Source organism: Clostridium sp. (genome assembly GCF_036781005.1).
In the GTDB taxonomy this organism is placed as follows: domain Bacteria; phylum Bacillota; class Clostridia; order Clostridiales; family Clostridiaceae; genus Clostridium_B.
This window is the reverse complement of record NZ_DAIQBT010000007.1, coordinates 34,647-59,939: the sequence shown is the minus strand read 5'-3', so window position 1 is coordinate 59,939 and position 25,293 is coordinate 34,647. Positions and strand designations below refer to the sequence as shown.

Annotated in this window: 21 protein-coding genes; 2 read left to right on the top strand and 19 right to left on the bottom strand. The window is 31.0% G+C overall.

Annotated elements, in window-relative coordinates; genetic code table 11:
• Positions 1 to 88 precede the first annotated feature (88 nt).
• Positions 89 to 985: a nucleotidyltransferase domain-containing protein gene (locus tag V7Q02_RS04325; protein WP_333859753.1), complete on the bottom strand. Its 897-nt coding sequence runs from the start codon at positions 983 to 985 to the stop codon at positions 89 to 91.
• 169 nt (positions 986 to 1,154) lie between these two features.
• Positions 1,155 to 2,987 carry a GTPase HflX gene (hflX, locus tag V7Q02_RS04320; RefSeq protein ID WP_333859751.1) on the bottom strand — a complete coding sequence of 611 codons (1,833 nt, stop codon included), beginning with the start codon at positions 2,985 to 2,987 and terminating at the stop codon, positions 1,155 to 1,157.
• A gap of 156 nt (positions 2,988 to 3,143) precedes the next feature.
• Here hflX and V7Q02_RS04315 point away from each other — a divergent pair, with 156 nt between their 5' ends.
• A complete protein-coding gene (locus V7Q02_RS04315) occupies positions 3,144 to 5,489 on the top strand; it encodes a transglycosylase domain-containing protein (RefSeq protein WP_333859750.1) in 2,346 nt (781 codons plus the stop codon).
• 138 nt (positions 5,490 to 5,627) lie between these two features.
• Here the strand turns inward: V7Q02_RS04315 and sigF are convergent, their stop codons facing one another.
• The 5 genes from sigF to V7Q02_RS04290 form a co-directional block, all read right to left on the bottom strand.
• Positions 5,628 to 6,383 carry an RNA polymerase sporulation sigma factor SigF gene (gene sigF / locus V7Q02_RS04310; protein WP_333859749.1) on the bottom strand — a complete coding sequence of 252 codons (756 nt, stop codon included), beginning with the start codon at positions 6,381 to 6,383 and terminating at the stop codon, positions 5,628 to 5,630.
• Positions 6,384 to 6,392: 9 nt separating this feature from the next.
• Complete coding sequence (gene spoIIAB, locus V7Q02_RS04305; RefSeq protein WP_333859748.1) at positions 6,393 to 6,821, bottom strand: anti-sigma F factor; 429 nt, start codon at positions 6,819 to 6,821, stop codon at positions 6,393 to 6,395.
• A gap of 14 nt (positions 6,822 to 6,835) precedes the next feature.
• Positions 6,836 to 7,171, bottom strand: a complete 336-nt coding sequence (gene spoIIAA / locus V7Q02_RS04300; protein WP_333859747.1) for an anti-sigma F factor antagonist — start codon at positions 7,169 to 7,171, stop codon at positions 6,836 to 6,838.
• A 611-nt stretch (positions 7,172 to 7,782) separates the two neighbouring features.
• Positions 7,783 to 8,619 (bottom strand): polyamine aminopropyltransferase, encoded by an 837-nt coding sequence (speE, locus tag V7Q02_RS04295; RefSeq protein ID WP_333859746.1) that lies wholly within the window; start codon positions 8,617 to 8,619, stop codon positions 7,783 to 7,785.
• 156 nt (positions 8,620 to 8,775) lie between these two features.
• Positions 8,776 to 10,530 carry an Eco57I restriction-modification methylase domain-containing protein gene (locus V7Q02_RS04290; protein WP_333859822.1) on the bottom strand — a complete coding sequence of 585 codons (1,755 nt, stop codon included), beginning with the start codon at positions 10,528 to 10,530 and terminating at the stop codon, positions 8,776 to 8,778.
• 146 nt (positions 10,531 to 10,676) lie between these two features.
• On the opposite strand from V7Q02_RS04290, the gene pdaA reads away from it, so the two are divergent.
• Positions 10,677 to 11,558 (top strand): delta-lactam-biosynthetic de-N-acetylase, encoded by an 882-nt coding sequence (pdaA, locus tag V7Q02_RS04285; RefSeq protein ID WP_333859745.1) that lies wholly within the window; start codon positions 10,677 to 10,679, stop codon positions 11,556 to 11,558.
• Between the two features lie 86 nt (positions 11,559 to 11,644).
• On the opposite strand, the gene V7Q02_RS04280 is transcribed toward pdaA, so the two are convergent.
• Genes V7Q02_RS04280 through murJ (V7Q02_RS04225) form a run of 12 tightly spaced genes read right to left on the bottom strand, consistent with a single transcriptional unit; the run spans position 11,645 to position 25,196 of the window.
• Positions 11,645 to 12,364, bottom strand: a complete 720-nt coding sequence (locus V7Q02_RS04280; protein ID WP_333859744.1) for a WecB/TagA/CpsF family glycosyltransferase — start codon at positions 12,362 to 12,364, stop codon at positions 11,645 to 11,647.
• A 1-nt stretch (position 12,365) separates the two neighbouring features.
• Complete coding sequence (locus V7Q02_RS04275; protein ID WP_333859820.1) at positions 12,366 to 13,019, bottom strand: sugar transferase; 654 nt, start codon at positions 13,017 to 13,019, stop codon at positions 12,366 to 12,368.
• A gap of 31 nt (positions 13,020 to 13,050) precedes the next feature.
• A complete protein-coding gene (locus tag V7Q02_RS04270) occupies positions 13,051 to 14,025 on the bottom strand; it encodes an acyltransferase (RefSeq protein ID WP_333859743.1) in 975 nt (324 codons plus the stop codon).
• Between the two features lie 49 nt (positions 14,026 to 14,074).
• Complete coding sequence (gene murJ / locus V7Q02_RS04265; RefSeq protein ID WP_333859742.1) at positions 14,075 to 15,622, bottom strand: murein biosynthesis integral membrane protein MurJ; 1,548 nt, start codon at positions 15,620 to 15,622, stop codon at positions 14,075 to 14,077.
• Between the two features lie 14 nt (positions 15,623 to 15,636).
• On the bottom strand, positions 15,637 to 16,749 hold the full coding sequence (locus tag V7Q02_RS04260) for a glycosyltransferase family 4 protein (protein ID WP_333859741.1): 1,113 nt from the start codon (positions 16,747 to 16,749) through the stop codon (positions 15,637 to 15,639).
• A 14-nt stretch (positions 16,750 to 16,763) separates the two neighbouring features.
• On the bottom strand, positions 16,764 to 18,023 hold the full coding sequence (locus V7Q02_RS04255; protein ID WP_333859740.1) for an O-antigen ligase family protein: 1,260 nt from the start codon (positions 18,021 to 18,023) through the stop codon (positions 16,764 to 16,766).
• Between the two features lie 36 nt (positions 18,024 to 18,059).
• Complete coding sequence (wecB, locus tag V7Q02_RS04250; RefSeq protein WP_333859739.1) at positions 18,060 to 19,112, bottom strand: non-hydrolyzing UDP-N-acetylglucosamine 2-epimerase; 1,053 nt, start codon at positions 19,110 to 19,112, stop codon at positions 18,060 to 18,062.
• A gap of 20 nt (positions 19,113 to 19,132) precedes the next feature.
• On the bottom strand, positions 19,133 to 19,882 hold the full coding sequence (locus V7Q02_RS04245) for an N-acetyltransferase (protein WP_333859738.1): 750 nt from the start codon (positions 19,880 to 19,882) through the stop codon (positions 19,133 to 19,135).
• Between the two features lie 41 nt (positions 19,883 to 19,923).
• On the bottom strand, positions 19,924 to 21,024 hold the full coding sequence (locus V7Q02_RS04240; RefSeq protein ID WP_333859737.1) for a Gfo/Idh/MocA family protein: 1,101 nt from the start codon (positions 21,022 to 21,024) through the stop codon (positions 19,924 to 19,926).
• 25 nt (positions 21,025 to 21,049) lie between these two features.
• Positions 21,050 to 22,366, bottom strand: coding sequence for a nucleotide sugar dehydrogenase (locus V7Q02_RS04235; protein ID WP_333859819.1), 1,317 nt, complete (start codon positions 22,364 to 22,366; stop codon positions 21,050 to 21,052).
• 41 nt (positions 22,367 to 22,407) lie between these two features.
• The gene (locus V7Q02_RS04230; RefSeq protein ID WP_333859736.1) at positions 22,408 to 23,601 is read right to left on the bottom strand and encodes a sugar ABC transporter substrate-binding protein; all 1,194 of its coding nucleotides are present in this window, start codon (positions 23,599 to 23,601) and stop codon (positions 22,408 to 22,410) included.
• A 41-nt stretch (positions 23,602 to 23,642) separates the two neighbouring features.
• Positions 23,643 to 25,196 (bottom strand): murein biosynthesis integral membrane protein MurJ, encoded by a 1,554-nt coding sequence (gene murJ, locus V7Q02_RS04225; RefSeq protein ID WP_333859735.1) that lies wholly within the window; start codon positions 25,194 to 25,196, stop codon positions 23,643 to 23,645.
• Positions 25,197 to 25,293: the final 97 nt, after the last annotated feature.

Genomic DNA, 25,293 nt, shown 5'->3' with positions numbered 1-25,293 from the left:
TAAGATTCACCTCCTAAAGTCTTAATACCCATATATTACGATATATCTATGCAACACTTTTACTAATCAGTGTTAATAATATTAATAATTACATAAAATATACATTTTCCTGGGTCAAAACAGTTCCATCTTTCATCTTATAATCTCTTGTATCTTTTTTTAGTAGATTTTTCTGCCATAAACTATTTAATATTTCTTCCATATTTATATTGTAATTATAAAATAACCTATCATTTTTTATATCTTCAGAACTTAAGAAAGAATCCTTTTCCCTCATATAGTTTAAAAGTATTTTTGTAATATTTCTTATATTCTTATCTATATATTTTTTAAAATAATCCATAGTATCATTTATAGCTGCAGCCATATCCGATTTATTGAAAAATAACTCCTCAACATATTTTCTAAAACTATTATTTAAATTCATTGCAATAGTTACCGCATCTTTACTTATCATATGACCAGAAGAATTTACATATAGCTTTGAAAATTCCTCCACAGAACGTACTGCTGCAATATAGGATGTATATATGACATCATTTTGAAGATACTTTTTACATAATCCTATATTTTTAAACAGTTCACCAAGATATACCATATTCCACCTTTCTCTGTCCAAGTCAGGATAATATCTGCCAACATCATATTGGGAGGTTATTTCCATATCCTTTGAAAATACCAACCTGGAAGAAGATATTATTCTATGAATAAAACCTCCCTTTAAGTCCTCATCAGAAGATTGCAAAAAATTACTTTTACTCATGAGTTTAACATGAATTGGTATACCTTTTTCTTCTGTATATATATCTTTTAAGCCGGTTCTTTTATTATCAAATACCACAAGTAAATCAATATCTGATTCATCCCACAAATCTCCACTAACCATACTTCCAAAAACCATAACTGCCAGAACCAATTTATTGGCTTTAAATCTATTAATAGCACTGTTAAAAGCTTTCTGATACTGTAATATAGTTCTTCCCATATTAATTGCACGCCTCCTTTAAATTTAAATTCCCGTAAACAAAGATTATTCTGAATTTTTATATATTATATAATATATTTTTATAAGAATACAATAGGAAGATTTAAAGAAGAGTAATTACTTCTATGCTCCACTCTTTTTCAATATCCCAATTTTAAAACGCAGTTTGTCATTCAATTATAAATTTCTTACACTTATTGTAAACTTCTTCATCTACCAAGGCACTTATATAAGTTCCATGTTCCCTGTAATCTTCCTGTTCTATTTTACAATTTCTATGTATAAAAGCTACCGCAGCCTGTTCTGTATATGGAATCAAATACTCCACCCTTTTTATGCTTCCTGGCAGCATATGAGATATTTTTTCTAAAAGGACCTCTAGGTTAATACCTTGCTTTGCTGATATATATATGCTTTCTAAAGCATTATATCTATTCTTTATATCTTCCACTTCTTCTGTTTTACCTTTATCTATTTTATTGAATACTAAAAGTACTGGTTTATCAATTACTTCAAGCTGGTTTAAAACCTTATCTACCGCCTCTATATGCTGATATGCATCTTTTGAAGATATATCCACTACATGAAGTAGTAAATCAGCATAATAAACTTCTTCCAAAGTGGATTTAAAAGCTTCTACCAAATCATGAGGAAGCTTATTTATAAATCCTACAGTATCAGTTATTGTAATGGTTCTTCCATCTTTTAATTCCACAGCACGGGTGGTAGTGTCCAGCGTTGCAAACAACATATCCGCTTCAAACACCTTTTCCTTTATAATATTTTCTTTAGGAACAGCTATCTCACACAACTTATTTCTCAAGGTAGATTTCCCGGAATTAGTATAACCTACCAAAGACACATTATATATTTCATTTCTCTTTTCTCTTTGTACTTTTCTCACAGTCTTTATCTTTTTCAATTCCCTATTAATCTCATATATTCTTTCTCTTATATGCCTTTTATCTGTTTCCAGCTTCTTTTCTCCTGGTCCCCTGGTACCTATACCTCCCCCTGTTCTTGAAAGAGCTATGCCAAGTCCTGAAAGTCTAGCCAATCTATATTTAAGCTGGGCAAGCTCTACCTGCATTTTACTCTCTTTACTTTTAGCCCTAGTAGCAAATATATGAAGTATCAATGTAGTTCTGTCTATTACCTTTATTCTCAAACTCTCTTCCAAATTTCTAGCCTGTGAGCCGGATATCTCATCATCAAAAATCACTACATTAGCATTATGAATTTGGGCAAGAATACCTATCTCGCTCACTTTCCCTTTTCCCACATAGAAAGCCGTGTCTATAACAGTTCTTTTTTGGAATATTTTTTCTAAAACCTCCACATTACAGGCTTTAGCCAATTCCTCCAATTCCTCCAAACTCTCCATGCTATCTGTTCCTACAAGAATAGCCCTTTCCCCATATTCTTGGGACCTGTATGTTCTTTTTATGGATTCTTCTATTTCACTTACCTTTTTTAATACATTATAGTTTACAGCTTCTTCTAAATTCAAATCTTCTATGGTTTCACTTTCTACAAAATCTTCTCTAACTCTTAAAAATCCCAGACTCATTCCTGCATATCCTCTGTCATTAACTCCTATGGCAGCTATACAATCCAATTTCAACTTTATTAATGCTGAAATATCTATTTCTGAAAGCTGTGAACTCCCATTAGGATGAGTATGTATCATTCTGATTCCAGAAAGCTTATTTGACCATGTATCAATTTCAACATTTACACTGCTGCTATCACCTACTGATATATTCAATACCTTTCCTTTTCTATTAATAAGTACACTTATCTCTCTATTTAAATATATGGTATTTTTGCAAAGTATCTCTACAATCTCCATACTACAAACATTGTCTTTGGATATTTTAATATCATATATCTTCTCCAGTTCATCCAATATAGATTTTTTTATGCCCTCTATATTTCCATATATCAAAAAACCACCTCTATATTCCCTATAATCAAAATCATACATTTTTAATCTTACCATTTACTCCTCTAGTATACATTATATATTTATAAAGTATAAACCATTTTCACATATTTATTTACCAAAATTTCAAAAATCATTTATATTTCATTAATACTTTAATTTATGTTATAATAATTAAAATCAAAGTAACAATTTAGAGCAAGGAGGACAATTATGGCAAAAAGACATAAAAAGGCTCCATTTAAAACTTCTAAGATTATATTTATCACCTTGTCTGGTTTATTATTACTGGCATTTGTATCAATAATTGGTGCAAGCCTAGCTATCATAAATAATTCTCCAAAACTGGATGTAAACCAGATATTGAATTTAAATGAGCCTTCTGTTCTATATGACAATAGCAATAATACCATGGATGTGGTAGTTACTCCCCAACAGAGAACAGTAATTTCTTTTGATAATATGCCCCAAAACTTAAAAAACGCTTTTATCAGTATAGAAGACGAAAGATTTTATAAACATAGTGGTATAGATTTAAAAAGAATTATAGGTGTAATATTTATAGACATCAAAAATAAAATTACAGGTAATAACAATATTCAAGGAGCATCTACTATAACTCAACAACTTGTAAGAAACATATTTCTATCTTCTGATGTATCTTTTAAAAGGAAACTTCAGGAAATGTACTTATCTATAAAGCTTGAAAATAAATTAAGTAAAGATGAGATACTGGCGGCATATATGAATACCATATATTTAGGTGGAAGAGCATTAGGTGTTGAAGCTGCATCCCAACAATATTTTAGAAAGTCTGCAAAAGACTTGAATTTAATTGAATGTGCCCTTATTGCGGCTATTCCCCAAAGTCCCTCTGTATATTATCCCTATTCCGATAAAGCTAAAAAAGATCCATCCATATATTTAAACAGAACCAAGTCGGTAATTACTAAAATGCATGAGAATGGATATATTTCCCAAAGCCAGTATACTACTGCCATAAAAGACATTTCAGAAGGTAATCTAGACATTAAACCAGAACCTACTGTAAGTAATACATATAACTATGAGTGGTTTACAGTGCCTGTTATCACTCAAGTAAAGAAGGATTTAAAATCCAAGTACAAGTATACGGATGAACAGCTAAATAATTTACTTATGTATGGAGCACTTAAAATATATACTACAATGGACAAAGACTTGCAGAGACAAACAGAAGATACTATAACCAATAATGCTATCTTTCAAAATTCTACCACAGATGAAAATGGAATATTACAGCCTGAAGCATCAGCAGTAGTTATGGATTATCATTCTGGAGAAGTAAAAGCTCTGGTAGGTGGTAGAGGCACCCAGCCTGCCAGATCTTTTAACAGAGCTGCCTCTGAAAATTACTTGAAGGCTCCAGGCTCCAGCATAAAACCATTAACAGTGTACAGTCCTGCCATAAACTCACAGCAGTTTACATCTGCTAGCGTTTTTGAAGATTCTCCATTATCTGATGAGGTAGCCAATAAATACGCCTCAAATGGTGAACCTTATCAGCCTAAAGATGATGAATATATTGGAGGCAATATGACTTTGAGAACTGCTTTAATGTATTCTATAAATCTAGTTGCAGTTAAACTGGAGGATAAATTGGGCCTTGAGACTGCATCTCAGTATGCAGAAAAATTCGGTATATCTTTAGACGGGCATGATAGAGGCAGTATAGCAGCACTATCTCTCGGTGAACTTCACCATGGCACAAATACTCTTACAATGGCTGCAGCCTATGGAGTATTTGGAAATTCTGGCAATTATACAACTCCAAAACTTTATACTAAAGTGGAAGATAGAAACAAAAAAATTCTACTGGAAAATAAAACCCACACAAAAACAGTTTTATCCAGTGAAACCGCCTATATACTATATGATATGTTAAAGGGACCTGTCAGTGCAGAGGGTACAGGATATAATGCCAATTTTGGAGACATGGCTGTAAGAGGTAAAACCGGTACTTCCACCGACGGTAAGAATCTGTGGTTTTGTGGATTGACTCCTTATTATTCTGCAGCAGTATGGATTGGTAATGACGATAATTCTATATTAAATGATACTTCACTTAATAGTAATTCTGCAGCAAAGCTATGGGCAGATATAATGTCTCCTTTCCATGAAAATTTAGAATCCAAAGAACTTGAAATGCCTTCTGGAGTGGTAACTGCATCAATCTGTTCTGAATCCGGTAAACTGGCAAGATCCAATTGTTATAAAGATCTTACCGGCAGTAAAGTTTACACTGAATTATTTATAGATGGTACTGTACCTACAAGTTACTGTAACTTATCCCACTCCTGGAACATATTTGACACACTTCCTAATAAGAATCAACAAAAGAAAAATAACAGCAAAGCTACAGATACTAATAAGGATAAAAAAAATAATAAAGATAGTACTTCTACTGTGGATAATAATAATTCTTCTGAAAAAAACGACACTGAAAAAAACAATCCAGAAACAGAGCATGAAACGCATACAGGCAATTCCCAAACAGAAACATCTGTTAAAGACAACTGACATATTTTAATATATTATAAAAAGGGCTGTGACACTAAGAAAATAGTGTGGCAGCCCTTTAACTTTTGGGGTAATACTATTTAGAAAGATAACACTTTTTAAGGATATCTTAACTTTCTTGTTACCATATTCCTAAAATTACTCACTTAAAATTTCCCTCATAGTTTTAAGTACCTTTTTTTCAATTCTAGAAACCTGTACTTGATTTATTCCTAACATTTTTGCCACCTGTACCTGAGTTTTATCTTTAAAGTATCTAAGCATTATAATTTGCCTGGATTTTACATCTAAGTTTCTCAAAGCCTCTTTTAATGCAATTCTATCTATGACTTCTACATCTTCTTTTGGATTTTCACTTATCTTATCTATTAGAAGAACTGGAGAACCATCATCTTGATGTATAATATCATATAAATATTGCAAGCTATTAGTAGATTCTGTGGCAAAGAGCAATTCTTCCGTTTTTACTCCTGAATATTCTGATAATTCCTCTATGGTAGGTTCCCTATTCAGTTTCTTTGTAAGTGCCTCTCTATCATAATGGAGCTTTTTAGCTGTATTTTTTATACTTCTACTTACCTTTATCATTCCATCATCTCGGAGAAATCTTTTTATCTCCCCCAATATCATAGGTACAGCATATGTAGAAAATTTAACATTATAAGTTTCATCAAAATTATTCACTGCTTTCATGAGTCCCATACAGCCTATTTGAAATATATCTTCATATTCATATCCTCTGTTTAAAAATTTTTTGCTTATGGCTGAAACTAAAGGTAGATTCAATTCTACCAGCTTATTTAATGATTCTTTGTCTCCTTCTCTTGCACACTTAATCAATTTTAGATTATCATTGTAGCTATATTTAATTTTTTTTACTGTTTCCTCACCCATATCATTCACCTAACTTAATGAATTAAAAACTTTTTTCATAATCAATCTTGTCCCTTTGTTCTTTTCAGATTCCACTTGAAGAGAATCCATAAATGTCTCCATTACAGTAAATCCCATTCCCGATCTCTCCAGTTCAGGCTTAGATGTGTAAAGAGGTTGCATTGCCACATCTATATTTTCTATACCTATACCATTATCCTCTACTACTAAAATCAGTTCTCTTCCCTTAATGCTGGCTTCAATTTTAACTATACCTTCTTTGTTTTCATAACCATGAATAATAGAGTTTGTCACTGCTTCTGAAACTGCAGTTTTTACATCTGTTAATTCATCCAGTGTAGGATCTAGCTGGGATACAAAGGCCGCTACTGATACTCTAGCAAAACTTTCATTTTGTGATTTACTAATAAACTCTATTTTCATACTGTTATCATACATAATTTATCCCCCCATTAAATATTCTGAATTGCTTCCTCAATACTGTCATAAAGCCCTATGATTTTAAACATCCCCGATAGTTCAAACACTCTTTTCACTGAGGGTGATACACCTACAATACATACTCTTCCGTTCTTGGCACTAAGCTTTTTATATCTTCCAATTACCACCCCTATTCCAGAGCTATCCATAAAGCTTACCTTTGAAAAATCCAATATTAACTTGTTTATACCTTCTACATCCAGTTGATTATCGATTTTATTTCTAGCTTCTTCTGTGCTATGATGATCTAATTCTCCTTCCATAATAACTACAAGATTATCTTCCTTCACATAAAATTGTAAATTCATATACTATACAAAACTCTACTAAAACTAATATATATCATGCTTTAACATAGTTTTAGCGTTAAAATATACTTTTAACTTTAATTTACCATATAACATATGAGCTTATGTTATATGACTAAAGTTTAATACATAAACTTTAGCATATGCAAAATATTGCATAGTCCGAGTCAGACCTTCTTACCCCCCCTCTTATAATATCAATTCACAGTTCACAGTTCACAGTTTACAGTTTACAGTTTACAATTCACGATTTACAGTTTACAATTTACGATTCACAATTTACGATTTTCAGTTTACAACTCACAATGCAGTACTTATTTCCTATTTTAAATAATATAGAACATTAAATAATTAAATCCTTTAAATACAAAATTTTATATATATTAAAATATGTGTTTTTAATATATTCTACATAGGAAACAGTTTCCCTCTATTTTTTTGTATTTTTATCGATATTTTATTCATATTATTTACAGTTAATATATTTTTAAACATATATTTAAAATTTTTAATAAATTTCAATCATTTAAATTATATGGAAATAGCACTGACTTAGTTGGTATCACAAGACTAAATCAGTGCTATTTCAATGTGCTAAAATCAATTATACATTACTTGGAGTTATAGGTTAAATCTTCTATAAATTTGGGAAGTACAAAACATGCCTTATGCAATTCCCTGGTATAGTATTTTGTATTTATGTTTAAATCAGAATCCAATTTTACTTCTTTCGGATCATACTTTTTGGAACCTATGGTAAAACTCCAAAATCCACTTGGGTATGTAGGTATCCCTGCCATAAACAATCTAGTAATGGGGAAAATTTTCTCAGCATCCTTGTACACCTGTTTTACCACTTCTGGCAAATAAAAAGGCGTCTCCGTCTGAGCTATGAATATTCCATCCTTTGTGAGGCAGTTATATATTTCCTTGTAAAAACTTCCTCCAAATAATCCCTCTGCAGCACCAAAAGGATCTGTAGAATCTACTATTATTATATCAAATTCATTTTTATGATCATGGACATACTTTATTCCATCTCCAATAAAAACTTCACATTTTGGATTGTCGAGTTCACAACTTATTTCTGGAAGGTATTTTTTACATTGGTACACAACCTGTTCATCAATTTCACAAAGCACAACCTTTTCTACAGTTTCATGTTTTAGCACTTCTCTTACTGCGCCTCCATCTCCCCCTCCAACTATAAGTATTTTTCGAGGATTGGGATGGGTGAATAAAGGTACATGAGTTATCATTTCATGATACACATATTCATCCTTAACTGTAGTCTGTACTATACCATCTAAGACCAGCATTTTCCCTAGTGCATAAGTATCTACTATAGCTAACTCCTGATATTTAGTCTTCTTTGTAACTAAAGTTTCTTTTATTTTATAGGTCATAGCAGCATCTTCAATTTGACCTTCTTTCAACCATAAATCCATTGACGAAACTCCTTTCCCGATTTTTAATTTTAAAATTTAAAAACACAATCAACTTATCAGAGCCTCACTGATTGCAGCTATTATTATAACAGTAATATTGTGATTATACAATTCACAATGCACAATTCACAATTCACGATAAGGTTATTCTTAATTTCAGGGATCTATGCCATTTTCTATAAATTTAACTTCTTCATATGTTAATTGGAAATAATCACATAATTCCTTGTGAAAATCAGGTTCCCCTGAAAAGGTTATGTCAGGAATATACAATTTCATTAAATTACTAGGATAGTATTCATATAAACTATATCCTAATTTTTTCCCAAAGGTTTTAAAATAAAACTCATATATGGGTGTATTTAATATATTTAAAAGGGTATAATAACCTATAAGTTCTTCTTTTTTTATTACTAAAGAATATACATCTGCACTAAAATAACTTCCTTTATCCAATGCAAATCTATTATTTTCAGATTTATAAGGAAATATAATTTTCCTGCCTTCAAATATTTCAGCTTTTCTTCCCCATTGAAGTTCATACCACTTCCTTATTCCCTTTCTGCACTCTCTTCGTCTAAGAAGTTTTTCTTTATATTGACTTATATATTCTATAGAATTTGGATATTGATTTTCATCTTCTATAAGATTGGAATAAATTATAAATTTTTCATCTCCATCTATACGGTTTTTGTGTATATAGCTGTTCTTAATCCAGGGTTTTATTATATCCAATTCAATTTTATTGCTTGATATAGTGTCTCTATCTACTATAAAAGCTCTATCACAACCTGTTATTATTCCCTGGTAACTTTCACATATATCTTTTAATGTAAAATTACACTTTTTCTTTATCTTGTCAATTATATTTTTTTCAAACCTACTTACAAAAACCCATCCATTATCATCTATGGAATTTTGATATACAAAAAATTTTTTATACCCTATTTTATCTTTATTTAGAAATAGGGTATCATAAAATTTATCTCTATCCTTTTTCTCAGGTTTTATAATCTCTATTTTATTATTAACACTTTTTTTATTCCTCAAGAATATTATTATGGGATCTATTCCCACCCCTTTAAAAGGTCTTATGCCATAAAAATCTACAATTTTAAATATGGTTGTATTAATGCTTAAAAACTCTCTAAGCTGTTTCCCACTGCAAGCTTCACAAAAATATCTAGGAGTAATAAAGGCATATTTCCCTCTTTCCCTGGAAGTTCTCAGTGATTTTTCAAAAAAACAATAATAAACATCTGACTTGTCTTTATATATATCTTTATAAAGCCTTTTTAAAATTTCAGAGTACTTTTTTTCTATGGATTTATGCCCTATATAGGGTGGATTTCCTATGAATATATCAAACTTTTCTTCTACCTCATCTATTAAGAAATCTTTTAAAACAAAATTTTGCTTTTGAAACTCTCCACTTACTGAAAACAAATCTATATTTAAAATTTCAAGTGCAACTTCATCTATGTCAAATCCAAATAAATTATTACATACTATGTGAGAATCTATATTTTTAATTTTCAAATCCATATTATTCACAGTATTTATTACATTTATATTTTTAACAAATATATGTCTAAGATAAAAAAAACATGGCAAAAGTATATTCCCACAGCCACAAGCCGGATCTACAATTTTTATAAAAGGATTGTGAATTACATCATCTTCTTCCATCAGACTTTTAATCATAAAATATGAAATTTCCCTTTGAGTATATACTACTCCTTCTCTTTTATTTTTATTTACCAGATCATAATATTTCAGAGAAATATATTCTTTTTCAGATATATTAAACTGTTGTTTGAAATTTTTTATCATTTCTAACTTTTTTCTTTTTGAAATTGATGTATCTAAAAAATTATAAACTTTCTTAATTCTTTCAATAAAATCATTCACATCTTTATCTCCATTTTCATGTAAATTATGTTTCAATTATAGCTGTTTCAATGTACCTGATAATTGAAATTATTCCTGTAAATTTTAAGTATAAGATATCCGATTAAGTATACCATAAAATATATATTGTAAGGTAGGTGATAGTAATGAAAAAAAAGTTTACATCAATAATTCTATTATGTATAATTTTTCTATGTTTTTTTAATACAAAAAATTATTATAAACACAAGGTTATTTCTAAAAATAGTGATACTTTAACTGTCAATAAAAATTTAAATACGGGTGAGTCTGATAATAGCCCTCAAAATTTAAAAAATTTGGATATATCCAAATTAGACAGAAGTGAAAAAAATTGGTTTTTTAAACCTAACAATAGGGGCACTCCTTCTGAAGAACCAGAGGAAATTTTACAACTTTTAAATGAATATTCTTCATATTATTTGGGGGATACCTCTAAAAAAGTACTTTATTTGACTTTTGATGAAGGATATGAAAATGGATATACTCCCAAAATATTAGATATATTAAAGTCAAATAACGTCAGTGCAGCTTTCTTTGTTACTACCCCTTATATGAAAGACCATCCTGAACTTATAAAAAGAATGGTGGAAGAAGGCCATCTTGTATGTAATCATTCTACACATCACCCTTCTATGGCAGAAACTGCAAAAGATCCTGTAAAATTTGAACAAGAATTTACTGTAGCAGAGGATACCTATGAAAAAATTACAGGTAAAAAAATGCCTAAATTTTTCAGACCTCCTATGGGAAAATACAGCGAATTATCCTTGTTCTACACTAAAAAATTAGGCTATAAAACAATTTTTTGGAGTTTTGCCTATAATGATTGGAATGTAAAAAGGCAGCCTTCCCCTGTGGAATGTAAAAAAATGATAAGCCGCAGAACCCACAATGGAGCTATTGTTTTACTTCATGCAGTTTCAAAAACAAATTCTGAAATACTAGATTCTGTAATAAAAGAGTGGAAAGAAAAAGGGTATATACTGGAAAACTTAAATAAAATTTAATTAAAAGCTCTCTAAGGTCCAGGTGTAGATAAATATTTCTCCACAGCAAACTCCACCTGAACCTCTGATTTGCCAAATACTAAGTATCAACTAAACTTTTTATTATAGAGCATTACCTTTAATAAAAACTTAGGTATTGAAGAAAGTCTTTTTATCCTCCAAGGCTCCTTGAAAACTCTGTAAAGCCATTCAAGCCCTAATTTTATCATCCAGCTAGGTGCCCTTTTTATCTTTCCTGAAAAAACATCAAAACTTCCTCCTACTCCCATATATATGGTGCAGGGAAGTCTATTCATGTTATCTGCTATAAAAATATCCTGTCTTGGTGCACCCATGGCCACAAAGAGTATGTAAGCTCCACTCTTATCTATATCATAAATAATATCTTCACAATTATCCAAATCAAAATATCCATTGTGACTTCCAGCTATATTTAAGTCAGGATATTTGTTTATTAAATTTTTGATACAATCTTCCAATATATTTTGCCTGGCTCCCAAAAGATATATGGATTTTCCTTCCCTGCTACATTTTTCTATCAGAGCTTCCATTACTTCTATACCTGCTATTTTTTCTTTTACAGGGGACCTTACCATTTTAGAGGCCAATACAGTACCTAATCCATCAGGAATTATTATAGTATTTTCTGAGGTAAAACTCTTTAAAAGTCTGCTGTCATTAAGTCCACTATAAAGTATTTCAGGATTGCCAGATACTATATTAACCTTTGAAAGTCTCTCTATGTAATTTAAAAATTCCAATTTACTCCTATTAAATACATCAAATTTTAATATTCTAGTAAACATATTAAAATGCTCCTTCACTTTTAAATACAGAGAAAAATGTTTTAAACAAAATTTTTATATCTGACCATAGTGAAAAATTTTTTATATATGTCAAATCGTAATAAACAGTTTTTCCAAGTTCTATTTCCCCTCTGCCGCTTATTTGAGCCAATCCTGTTATTCCTGGGGTAACCAAAAGTCTTTGTTTATAGGCTTCTGGATAAAATTTAACCACATCTGGTATTTCGGGTCTTGGTCCCACTAAACTCATACTTCCAAAGAGTACATTAAATAGCTGGGGAATTTCATCCAAACTTGTTTTTCTTAAAAAAGCACCGGATTTTGTAATTCTGTTGTCACTTCTGCTTTGAAATACAAAATTTTTTAAATTTTCAGGTTTTATATCCAGTACCATCTTCTTCTCAGCATCCACTACCATAGTTCTAAATTTATATATTACAAACTCTTTTCCATTTTTGCCCACTCTCACTTGCTTAAATATGGCAGGTCCCTTTGAATCCAACTTAATCCACAAAGCCAATACTATAAACACTACACTAAGCACAATTATTCCCAAAAGTGAAATTATGAAATCAAATATTCTTTTTAAAAAAAATTGCATGCTCCTACATTTTATATCTTTATCTAAATCTATTTTTATATCTTCTGCCTGCATATATCCACCTGCTTTCGCTCCTTGTAACATTTCATAATATTTTTTTTAATTTATTTAAAACTATAGCACCGAAAAATGTAACTATAAAACCACTTAAAAAAAAATGTATATTTCCCATAGAACCATATTTTTCTGTATAGTATTGTCCATATAAATATAATATACCCGACTGACATAAATAAATATCATAAGAGACTCCAGATATATATTTTATTATATCCATAAAAAATCCTTTTTTCCACTTTAAACTAAATATAAATAATATAAATAGTGTAGAATATACAAGTACTGCGGGACGTTGAAATGTGGTAATGTAATCTATATCTTTATTATATTGATTTCCAGATATGAAATTATAAAGTATTATAAATATTGATAATAAAAGCATGATTAAAATTATATATTTGTATTTATTTAACTTTTTCGAAATAATTTCAATATTTTTTCCCATATATCCCCCCAACGAAAAATAAAAAAGCCAGTAACATAAATTTTTTTTATTCCAAAACCATAACTCTTCTGCTCCTCTTTTAAAATAATAAAAATATATCAGGAAAAAAACTGTGATGAAAAAACTGAAAAAAAGCCACCATCTCTTCCCTATAAACTTATATATGAAAGGAAATATGATATAAAATTCTATAATCAAAGGCACAAAATAAAAATGATAAAATACATTTCCATATACCATATCATTTAAATCGCTATATATATTAAAATTTTTAGTTATTATTAATATATATAGAATACACCACAATATGTATTGGGGTACAATCTTTAAAAGCCTTTTAACTATAAACTCTGAATAACTGGAATCCTTTTTATAATTTATAGTTAATCCCATTCCTGAAACAGCTATGAATGCAGGTACTGAAAACCTTGAAAGCTGATTAAAAAAAAATGTTATATCATAAGTAGTGGAATAGGGTGTGCATCTATAAAGTACAATAGCTGAAACATGTAATACTATTACTGCCACTATAGATACTACCCTTACTACATCCATTTCTAAAACACGTTTTTTTATAATTCCCCCCACCTTCTTTACATAATAATTATTTTGAAATTTTCATTCTAAGTTGATTAACTAAATATGAAAACCCTTCAACTCTAAAAATATATAAACATATAAAATAAATTATACTTCCAAATATGAAGCACATTACTATAGAAATTAAATTTCCCATTGTAGAAGAGATTACACTTATGCATATATCATTTATAATGTATATGGCTATGCCCATTATGCCTGATGAAATAATTACCTTGAAAAAGCCCACAAACATTTTATAAAGTTTTATACCTTTTAACCTTTTATCCAAATTCCACATCATAAGTAAGGTGGTTGTAATTGCAGATATGGATGTAGCCAAGGCCAATCCTGAAACTTGCATATATTTTATTATAAAAAAGTTTATAACTATATTTAATACTATACCTATAAAACTATTTACCATTGGAGTTTTTACATCCTTAATAGAATAGAATGCCTTATTTAAAATATCTCTCAATCCATAGGCTACCATGGCAGGGCAATAAAAAAGCAGTGCATTTGAAGTTAAATTGGCAGCCTGCAAAGTAAAGGCTCCTCTTTTAAAAATTATATCTATAAGAGGATATCTTAGTATTCCTATGGCAACTGCCGCAGGTACCATTATTATCATTATAGCATTTATGGAAGTTGAAAGGGCTTTTTTATACTCCAGAGTATGGTTTTTAACTGCCAATTCAGAAAGAGTAGGGTATACTATCATAGCTATGCCAATGGCAAATACCTCATAAGCCAGAGTATTCACTTTATTTGCATAATCCAATACCGTAACCGCTCCAAAATATATATTGGTTGCAAAGGATCTATTTACAAATACATTTAATTGAATTAATGAAGTACTTATAATTACAGGTATCATCATTTTAAACATCTTAACTGCATATTTATCTTTAAAATTCAGTACAAATTTATACCCGTACCCTAATTTTTTATACTTTGGCAGATTTATTGCAAATTGAATGAAAAAGCCTAATACTGTCGCTACTGCAAAACCTTTCATTCCATATTTAGAAGTTAAAAAAACAAGATAAATTATGTAAACCAGGTTTGACATAAGTGCCATAGCTGCAGGTTCATAAAAATTTTTATGGCACTGAAGTACTCCGGTAACCACACTTTGAAGAGTTACAAATATCAAAGACAGGAGTAATATTCTAACTATTTCCACAGATTCATTAAATATTGAATTACTGGATGTAAATCCATGTCCAAAAACATATATTATTTCTTTTGAAAACACTATAAGCAGCACAGTTAAAATTATAGTAAAAATAGAAGATATATTTATTACATTATTCACAAAATTATTTCTATCTCTTTTACTTCCTTTTTGCATACGTTCCCAGTGCAGCGGTATGAAAGTAGTGGTAAGTCCATAACTTATCGTGGTAAGTAAATACACTATACCAAGAGCAAAATTATATATATCTGTAGTATAGGTTGCCCCAAACTTCGCAGCTATAAGAGAATCTCTTATCAGTGCTAAAATTTTCCCCAGGATTATCAAAATCATAACTACAGCTGAACCTTTTATTACTCTTTTTCCTGTCATCATTTTCACTCCAACTATTTTCCTGAAAGTATTTCATTATATGCTTCTAAATACTGATTGCAAAAATTATTCATGGAAAATCTATCTATGGTATTATTATATAAAATTTCCCCCATAAGGGCAATTTCTCTTCTTTTATCATAAGCCGACTTCATCTTTTCATATATATCTTCTACAGATAAGGGATTTACCAGATAAATTAAATCCCTGCCAATTACATCCCCTATGCTCCCCACATCTGGGGCTATAAAAAATTTCTTTACTGCAGCACTTTCAAGTAAAACCATAGGGGGAGCTCCTCCCTCATTAAAAGAAGTTAAAATTCCTACTTCCCCTGCATTTATAAAATCTATGCTATTTTCCCTATATCCTGTAAGTATCACTTTATGCTGCAGCTTTAATTTTAATATTTCTCTTTTTAACTTTTCTTCCATAACTCCCTCTCCCACTATAATAAGCTTTACATTTTCTCTGCCTTTTTCAAGAAAACTAAAAGCTTTTATAAGAGACAGCTGATTTTTTACAGGATGCATCCTAGCTACATTTACATATACAAAATCACTTTCTGAAATACAATATTTCTCTCTTATATTTTCCCTGGAGCAACTTATGCTTGTATGTTGAAAATCCATTCCATTACTTACTATAAATTTTTTCCCTGTAAAATTATTTTTCTCAAGTAAATCTTTAAGATACTTTGATACACATATATAATTTGTAAAACTTTTTAATCCTATGAAACTTAAAGGAGTGAAAAATAAATATTTAATTTTATTGTTTAAAAAGTCTTTTCTATAATCACTGTGCAGTGTGGCAATTGTGGGTATTTTTATGTTATTTTTTAAAAGGCAGTGGAGAAAAAAAGGATTTGCCCCATGGAAATTTACAATATGGATATGATTTTTTACTATATAATCCAATATGTCCTTTCCATACAGTGAATTTTTTTGAAAGCTTACTGTATCTATTTTAAGGCTTTTACTTCTTTTATAAAGTTCTCCTTCTCCCAAAGTTCCAATGATACAATGAAATATATCTTTTGAGTAAAGGGCCAGATTCAATACATGAATTCCCCCTCCTCCGGTATCATTTGAAGATATAATCTGAAGTACTTTAATATCTCTCACCCCCTATATTAAACTCACTTAATAAAAATACCGCTATTTTTTTCTCTATACATCATTCCCTGAGATACAGCCAGTAATATCCAAAAATAAGCAGTTGTTTTAGGTACAAAGAACAGATTATCAAATAAGTTCATAACATAAAATGCTATCATGGAAGCCAAAAATCCTGTATAAAAATATTTGTAAAAATCATCCTTCACTGTATTTATGAATTTTTTAACCTGAATTAAAGAGGAAACAAGCACTGCCACAAAGGATATGCCTCCTATAATTCCAAGTTCACTTTCAACTTTTAAATAAGAATTATGACATGGATATCTGGTATATCCATAGAATTTGTACTGTGGATATATTTCCACATATTTATCATATAAACTTACATAGTTTCCATTTCCAACTCCAAATATGGGATGATCCACTATCATCTTTTTTGCAATACTCCAAAGGTATATTCTGGATTGGTTTTGTACCGGATCCCCTATGGCAAAAATTCTATCCTTTATACCTGGAATAAACAATGCTGCAACTCCCATTACAATAAGAGGCACAATTAATTTAAAACTATATAAAATAATTAATATTCCCATTCCCACTACTATTCCAATAATAGCATTTCTTGAACCTGTAAATGCTACATTGAAGAGCATTAGAATTGTCAGTAAGATGTATATACTTTTCTTTATCTTCTCTTTTTCATATATACTAAGCATAGCCATAGGAAAAATAGCCAATATCAAAAAAGCGGCTAGGTTATTTGGATTATCCATGGTGGCTGCTATTTTAAATTTGGTATATTCATAGTTCTCAAACTTTTGACTTAAGCCAAAACCTGTAAAATATTGGTATATGCCATAGAAACATAATACAGCACTTGTAGCTATATAACACCCCAGTATTCCATTTAAAAACTGCTTCTTGTTATATTCATATTTAATTATAAAAAATAATATTATGTAAGATATAAACCTGAAACTTTCACTTAAAGCTATTGTTTTTTCTCCTGCATAGCCTACGGAAATAACCATTATAAGAACCAATATACTCATAAATATAGTCAAATAATTGGTAAAAAAATCTTTTATTCCAGAAAAAAATCTTTCTCTGCACTTTTTAAAAGCTATAAACTTTACTATGTACATAAATATAATCAAAGCAAGTATACAATCTGAAGGTGTAATATGAATTCTCATTACAGCTACCTTATTACTGCCTAATAATGGCAGCAATATTATGTATACACACATAAATAAATACAATAATCTATCTAAAAACAAAACCTCACCTCTTTCTCAAAACATCTTTTGTAGAAATTATCCTTTCAGCACATCAAGTATTTTAACGGCAGCATCTCCCTTTCCAAATATACTTTTCTGATTCCTGTCTGGTATAAAATTCAGTATGCCCTCTAATATTTTATCTTTATCTGTTCCTACTATTATATTCCATCCATTCTCTACAGTTTCCACCCATTCCGTTTCATCTCTCATAGTTATACAGGGTTTTTTCATAAAGAAAGCCTCTTTTTGAACTCCTCCGCTGTCTGTAACTATCTTCTGCGAATTCATTTCAAGATTTATCATTTCCAGATAGCCTACAGGTTCTATAACATTTACGTTGTCATTAAATTTCAATCCATAATCTATAATATATTTTTTAGTTCTAGGGTGAAGGGGCAGCACTACAGGTTTTCCACATTCATTTAAGGCTTCTACTATATTTTTTAATCTGTGTATATAATTGGTATTCTCTGCTCTATGTATGGTGGTAAGTATATAGTCTTTTCCTTTTAAATCCAGCTTTTTAATGATCTGATCTTTACTTTCTGCTAGTTTTTTGAAATTTAAAATTGCATCAAACATTACATCTCCTACATTATATACTCCCTGTTCAATGCCTTCCCTTTTTAAATTTAAAATAGCAGATTCTGTAGGAACAAATAAAATATTAGATAGTGTATCTGTAATTACCCTGTTTTGCTCCTCTGGCATTTTCCTATTAAAGCTTCTAAGACCGGCCTCCACATGAGCCAGTGGAATTAAAAGCTTACTTGCACAAAGAGCACCTGCCAGAGTTGAATTGGTATCTCCATAAACAAGTACAAAATCTGGTTTTTCCTTTATATATATCTCTTCCAGTTTTATAAGCATGGTTCCTGTTTGTTTTCCATGATTCCCTGAACCCACTTCCAGATTGTAATCTGGTTTTGGTATATTCAACTCTTCAAAAAAAACCTGAGACATATTTTTATCATAATGCTGTCCTGTATGAACCAATATTTCTTCATGACACTTCCTTATTACATTTGATACTGCAGAGGCCTTTATAAATTGCGGTCTGGCCCCTACCACTGTTAATATCTTCATTTATTCCCTCCTTGTGAAATTCACTGCTGATTTTTAAGAAGTTGATCCTCTGGAACTTTTTTTAATTTTTTTGCCGGATTTCCTGCAACTATATTTTCACTTTCTACATTTTTTGTAACTACACTGCCCGCTGCCACAAATCCATCTTCTTCTATAATTTTCCCCGGAAGTATAGTAGCCTGTGCCCCTATTCTTCCTCCTTTTTTAACAGTAACTCCCTTAAAATGCTTATACCTTTCTTTAGATCTTGCTGCAAAATTATCATTTGAAGTTACAACTCCCGGAGCAATAAATACATTATCTTCAATCTGTGAATAGGCAGTGATATACACATTAGTTTCAATCTTACAACTAGAACCTATTTTACAGAAATTTTCAACAGCTGCCCCTCTGCCTATTATAGTCTTGACACCTACTGTAACATTTTCCCTCACTGTAGCCAAATCTGCAATGAGGGTGTGCTCTCCTATACTGCACCCACAATATATTATAACCCCTGCACCTATGAGACAATTATCATCTATCACAGCATATGGAAGTTTATCTTCGTCTTTGAATATACTGTTTATGCTTCTCATGGGCTGCTTCCCTATTACAGTATTGTCATCTATTCTTACATTTTTTCCAATTTTACTTCCTCTATGTATTATAACATTATGGCCTATTACACAATTATCTCCTATAACCACTTCATCCTCAACAACTGAAAATCTTCCTATGGTTACATTGTCTCCAATCCTTGAAGTATCCGATATATAATTTTCACCCATGACCTGCCTCCTTAAATTTACTGCATACCTCAAAATATACTTTACTTTCCTTTAGTTGAAACCATATCCATAGTAGAAAAATCTCCTATAGGAAATTTTACAGGCATTCCTGTAACTCTTGACTTGTACGCAGCCAATATTATATCCAATGCCTTTTTTCCCTGATTTCCATCTACAAGAGGGTTTTTACCAAGGTTTACAGCATCTATCATATCCTTGAAAAGTGGTATATGACCAAATCCATATACAGTATCTGGATCTCCTTGCTGGGATTTTAATATTTCATCATCTATATCCTTATGATCCTTAAATTTCCAGGTCTCAATTTTATTTACTGCAAGCCCCCCTATGCATACTGTACCCTTTTCTCCAAATACACTTAAAGTTTCTTCCAAATTTCTAGGATAAACACAGGCACTTCCTTCAACTATTCCTATGGCACCATTTTTAAATCTTATTATAATAGCTCCAAAATCCTCTCCTTCTATATCTCTTAAAAAAGTGTCACACTGGGAATACACGGTATCCACTTCTCCTCCCATCATCCATTGAAGAAGATCAATATTATGTATACATTGATTCATAAGGGTTCCCCCATCAAGCTTCCATGTTCCTCTCCATGGAGCCTGTTTGTAATAATCCATATTTCTATTCCAGAGTATTCTTGCAGTTCCATTTATCAGCTTTCCAAATCTATTGACTTCCAAGGCTTCCCTAAGCTGCTGAATTGGTTTATTAAATCTGTTTTGATGACTTACACACAATTTAACATTGTTTCTTTCACTGGAATCTATCATTTCCTGTGCATCTTTTGAGGAAAGAGCCATAGGCTTTTCACATATAACATGTTTTTTATTATCCATACAGTAGTTAGCTATTTCGAAATGATAGCCACTTTCAGTGGCTATGGTCACCACATCTATATCCTCTGATTCCAGCATCTTTTTATAATCAGTATAAAGAGATACTTTTTCATCTTTTTTCAATTTTTCTATATACTCACTTTTTAACTTTTCCGTTTTTTCTTTTACTATATCACATAGAGCCACTAAAACAGCTTCCTCGTAATTAGCTCTTAAAGCCTCCACATGTTTATAGGAAATTCTGCCGCAACCTATAATGGCAAATTTTAATTTTTTCATAAAAACACCTCTTAAAAATAATTGATTATAATTTATGTATTTTATCTCTGTTGTTTTTTACGTTTTTTGTAGCATTCCTTGTATCATAAATTATTTTAGCTCTCTCTGCTATACCTTCATAATCATAACAGCTGTGATCCGTTGTTATAATTACTATATCTGATTCATCTATTACTTCTTCCCAATCTATAGTATAGTACACCTTTCCCTTATATTTAAACTTTGGAATATAAGGATCATTTATGATTACCTCTGCCCCGTTTTTCTCCAAATGATCTATTACCTTAAGAGATGGAGATTCTCTTAAGTCATCTATATCCTTTTTATACGCCATTCCCATAATAAGTACTTTTGCACCATTCATTGCTTTTTTGTGTTCATTCAAAAGCTTCATGGCATTATCTACAACAAATTCAGGCATAAGATCATTTATCTCTCCTGATGTTTCTATCAGCTTGGTATGGTAATCATATTCTTTAGCTTTCCAGGATAAATAAGAAGGATCAAGCGGTATACAATGTCCTCCAAGACCTGGTCCCGGATAAAATGGCATAAATCCATAGGGTTTAGTTTTAGCTGCATCTATAACCTCCCATACATCTATGCCCATTCTCTTACATAGTATTGCCATTTCATTGGCAAGACCTATATTAATATTTCTAAATACATTTTCAAGTATCTTTTCCATTTCTGCCACAGCAGGAGAGGACACAGTATATATTTCACCCTCCAATATGTTCCTGTATAATGTTGCTGCCACTTCCGTACACTCCTTGGTACATCCCCCTACAACCTTTGGAGTATTTTTAGTCTTGAACTTTTTATTACCAGGATCTACTCTTTCAGGGGAAAAGGCCAGAAAAAAATCCTCTCCACATTTTAATCCACTCTCTTCAAGTATAGGCTTTAACACCTCTTCTGTGGTACCAGGATAGGTAGTACTCTCAAGAACCACAAGCATTCCCCTATGAAGATACTTTGCAATACTCTTTGCAGAATTCACCACATAAGATATATCTGGCTGCTTATACCTATCCAAAGGTGTGGGAACGCACACAGATACCACATCCACATCTTCTACAAAACTAAAATCCGTAGTAGCTTTAAGAGAACCTGACTCAACTAATTTTTCAAGATCCGAATCCACTATGTCTCCAATATAATTATGTCCTTCATTTACAAGCTTTACTTTTTTACTCTGAACATCAAATCCAATAACCTTGTATCCTGCCTTTGCCTTCTCTACCGCCAGCGGAAGTCCTACATATCCTAACCCCACTACACCTAATTTAGCTTTTTTATCCTCTATCTTACTTACCAGTTCTTTTTTTAACCGTGACACTGTTTCAACCTCCCTATTTAAAGTAGTTCCTGTGTTTATTCTTATTTTTGTTTTTCTTTCACAATAAAGTCCAGTATATTTTTCTCTATCTTCTTGCCACATTCCCTAGGAGTTATTCTCCCTGAAGTTAATTCCATCATTATCTTATTGGCATCTTGAAGTGCCTGAATTTCAGATACGTTAGGCAGTACTTCTCCATATTTGGATTGTTCTATAAATGTTTTTAATTTTTCACTATTTTTCACTTCTTTTATATTATAATCTATCTTAAAAGGAGGAATTCTCCCTGTTATATTAAATAGCTTTTCCTTGGAATTATCAATAAGATATTTTACAAGCTCCCAATCTTTTTCCTTATGCTTTGACTTTGAACTTACATAAACCACCTGTGATGTAATAAAAGACATCATCTGTTTTCCATTATATTTTGGAAAAGCTGCTACGCCATAGTTAAGTCCCGATTTATTCAACTCTTCCAAATCCCAGGAACCACTTATATAAAAACTAGTCTCCCCATTTTTAAAATTATTTCTGGCGGTTATACTTTCTATATTTTCAGGCATTAATTTATATTTTTGAACCATATCTCTAATCATGGTATATCCCTTAACTGCCCCTTCATTATTCAATCCTGTGTCCTTTACATTATAACCTCCATTTTGTTTTTTAAATATGTATGCCCCGTTGGCCTGTAATATAGGAAAACTTAAATAAAAATTATTTATATCATATTGAAATCCCAGCTTTTCCCCCTGGGAAATCAATTCCTCTAAAGTCTCAGGTACCTTCTTGACTTTATTCTTATTATAGTAAAGTCCATAGGTTTCTATAGATATAGGTATGCCATACATTTTATTTCCAAAGGTAACAGTTTCAAGGGAAGAAGATACATATTTATTCCTATCTATTAAGTTGTCAGGAACCTCTGCCAACAGTTTTTCACTATTTAATTTTTCCATTCTGTCATGAGATACCCCAAACTCTATATCTGGCTCCATCCCCCGCTCCGACGCTTCTATATAGGCTCTGTTATCTCCTTTATCAGAATGAATTTTAACTTTGTAGCCAGAAGTTTCAGACCACTTGTCTGCCAAAATCCTAAGTTCTGATATTTCAGCATCTGTAAGGTGTGACCAGATAACTATTTCTTTTTTATCCCCGGAGGTAGTAGTACATCCTCCTAAAAAGAGTATACATATTAATAAAGTACAAATATATTTATAAAATCTTTTCATAGGAACTTTCTTCTCCTTTTCACTTACATTTTGTATATCAATTAAACACATTGTGATCTTTTAAATTTCCCCTTGATTAAATTTATTATAGTATTCAGTTCATTTACCTTTAAAAGTAACAGCATAATTACATATACCAATATACCCACTATAATTGAAACCATTATTATTACAATCTCACCTTTAAATCCAGTTAAAAATAATGATAAGTAATCATTTATAAAAAATATGATTACACCCATGACTACCCCTGAAGTCAATATTTTTATTCCACATTTAAACATATTAACTCCATTGACACTTCCAATTTTTTTCCTTAAATCCTTAACAAGAAGCACACAGCTTACAAAAGCAGAAATTGTAGTAGCTAAGGTAAGACCTCCTATTCCCATCTTTTTCACCAGCACTATACTCATAATTATGTTTACTCCCACACCTATAGCTCCATTTATCATAGGAGTAGTAGTATCTTGAATAGCATAAAAAGATCTATTGAATATGTCTCTTATACCCCAGAACACAAGACCCGATACCAAGAAAAACAAAGCTTCTGCAGTCATGTTAACTGCTTTTTCATTAAAGGCACCGTGCATGAAAAGCACGCTTATTATAGGAACCCTGAGTATTAAAAGCCCTATTATTGCTGGAATTACTATAATGTTTATGTTATTTACTGCACTGCTTATATGATCTTTAAACTCATCATATTTTTTCATATTTCCACTTCTTGACAGTGAAGGATATATTACTGTAACTATGGCAGATGCAAAAGTGAAATACACAAGCATATTAAGTTTATTGGCATAATCCAGTGCCACTATACTTCCTACTGCAAGACCTGATGCCATTCTCTTTTGAACTACCTCATTTACCTGATTAACTCCTGTTCCTATAATAACTGGTGCAATAAGCATAAGCATTTTTCTTATCTTTTTATCTTTAAAATCTATCTTAAAGCTATATTTATATTTATTTCTTATAAGCCAGGGAACTTGTATTACTATCTGAAGAGCATTTCCAAGCATTGTAGCTACAGTAAGGCCTACAATTCCATGGTGATTTCCAATTAATATGTAAGTTATTATAGGTACATTCATCACTATTCCAACCAGTGCCGGTGCCACAAAATCATCCAGTGTCTGAAGTACTGCTGTATATCCGCTGTTTAAACTTAGAAACAGTATATTTATCATACTTATTTTAGTCAAAAATATAACAAGATTATATCTTTCTCCTGTAAAACCTGGCGCAATAACAGCTACTATTTCTTTAGTGAATACCCATCCCAGCACACACAGAATAATTGAGATAAGCATGAGAATATTCATTATGGAATTAGCAAATCTGAACATCCCATCCTTACCCTCTTTATTATAACTTTCACTAAGTAGAGGAATGAAAGTAGTAGTAATAGCAAGCCCAAACAAATTAAACAGAAGATTTGGTATTGTAAGTGACATAAAATATGCATCTGAACTGTTAGATGCACCAAAGGCACTGGCAATAAGCACATCCCTTACAAATCCCATCACTCTGCTTACCATTGAAATTACCATCACTACTCCAGCAGCTTTAACAAGTTTATCTTTTTTCATGTTTTCCTCCAAATAATCTTTCTGCAACGTTATCCCAATGCTATTTTTACATATTTAGATACAACAGATTCTATCTTTAAGTATTTTATCACTAATT

Bases quoted from the DNA above. Each gene is read 5' to 3' on its own strand.
- V7Q02_RS04325 (WP_333859753.1), bottom strand. From the start codon at position 985: ATGGGAAGAACTATATTACAGTATCAGAAAGCTTTTAACAGTGCTATT.
- hflX (WP_333859751.1), bottom strand. From the start codon at position 2,987: ATGGTAAGATTAAAAATGTATGATTTTGATTATAGGGAATATAGAGGT.
- V7Q02_RS04315 (WP_333859750.1), top strand. From the start codon at position 3,144: ATGGCAAAAAGACATAAAAAGGCTCCATTTAAAACTTCTAAGATTATA.
- sigF (WP_333859749.1), bottom strand. From the start codon at position 6,383: ATGGGTGAGGAAACAGTAAAAAAAATTAAATATAGCTACAATGATAAT.
- spoIIAB (WP_333859748.1), bottom strand. From the start codon at position 6,821: ATGTATGATAACAGTATGAAAATAGAGTTTATTAGTAAATCACAAAAT.
- spoIIAA (WP_333859747.1), bottom strand. From the start codon at position 7,171: ATGAATTTACAATTTTATGTGAAGGAAGATAATCTTGTAGTTATTATG.
- speE (WP_333859746.1), bottom strand. From the start codon at position 8,619: ATGGATTTATGGTTGAAAGAAGGTCAAATTGAAGATGCTGCTATGACC.
- pdaA (WP_333859745.1), top strand. From the start codon at position 10,677: ATGAAAAAAAAGTTTACATCAATAATTCTATTATGTATAATTTTTCTA.
- V7Q02_RS04280 (WP_333859744.1), bottom strand. From the start codon at position 12,364: ATGTTTACTAGAATATTAAAATTTGATGTATTTAATAGGAGTAAATTG.
- V7Q02_RS04275 (WP_333859820.1), bottom strand. From the start codon at position 13,019: ATGCAGGCAGAAGATATAAAAATAGATTTAGATAAAGATATAAAATGT.
- V7Q02_RS04270 (WP_333859743.1), bottom strand. From the start codon at position 14,025: ATGGATGTAGTAAGGGTAGTATCTATAGTGGCAGTAATAGTATTACAT.
- murJ (WP_333859742.1), bottom strand. From the start codon at position 15,622: ATGACAGGAAAAAGAGTAATAAAAGGTTCAGCTGTAGTTATGATTTTG.
- wecB (WP_333859739.1), bottom strand. From the start codon at position 19,112: ATGAAGATATTAACAGTGGTAGGGGCCAGACCGCAATTTATAAAGGCC.
- V7Q02_RS04245 (WP_333859738.1), bottom strand. From the start codon at position 19,882: ATGGGTGAAAATTATATATCGGATACTTCAAGGATTGGAGACAATGTA.
- V7Q02_RS04240 (WP_333859737.1), bottom strand. From the start codon at position 21,024: ATGAAAAAATTAAAATTTGCCATTATAGGTTGCGGCAGAATTTCCTAT.
- V7Q02_RS04230 (WP_333859736.1), bottom strand. From the start codon at position 23,601: ATGAAAAGATTTTATAAATATATTTGTACTTTATTAATATGTATACTC.
- murJ (WP_333859735.1), bottom strand. From the start codon at position 25,196: ATGAAAAAAGATAAACTTGTTAAAGCTGCTGGAGTAGTGATGGTAATT.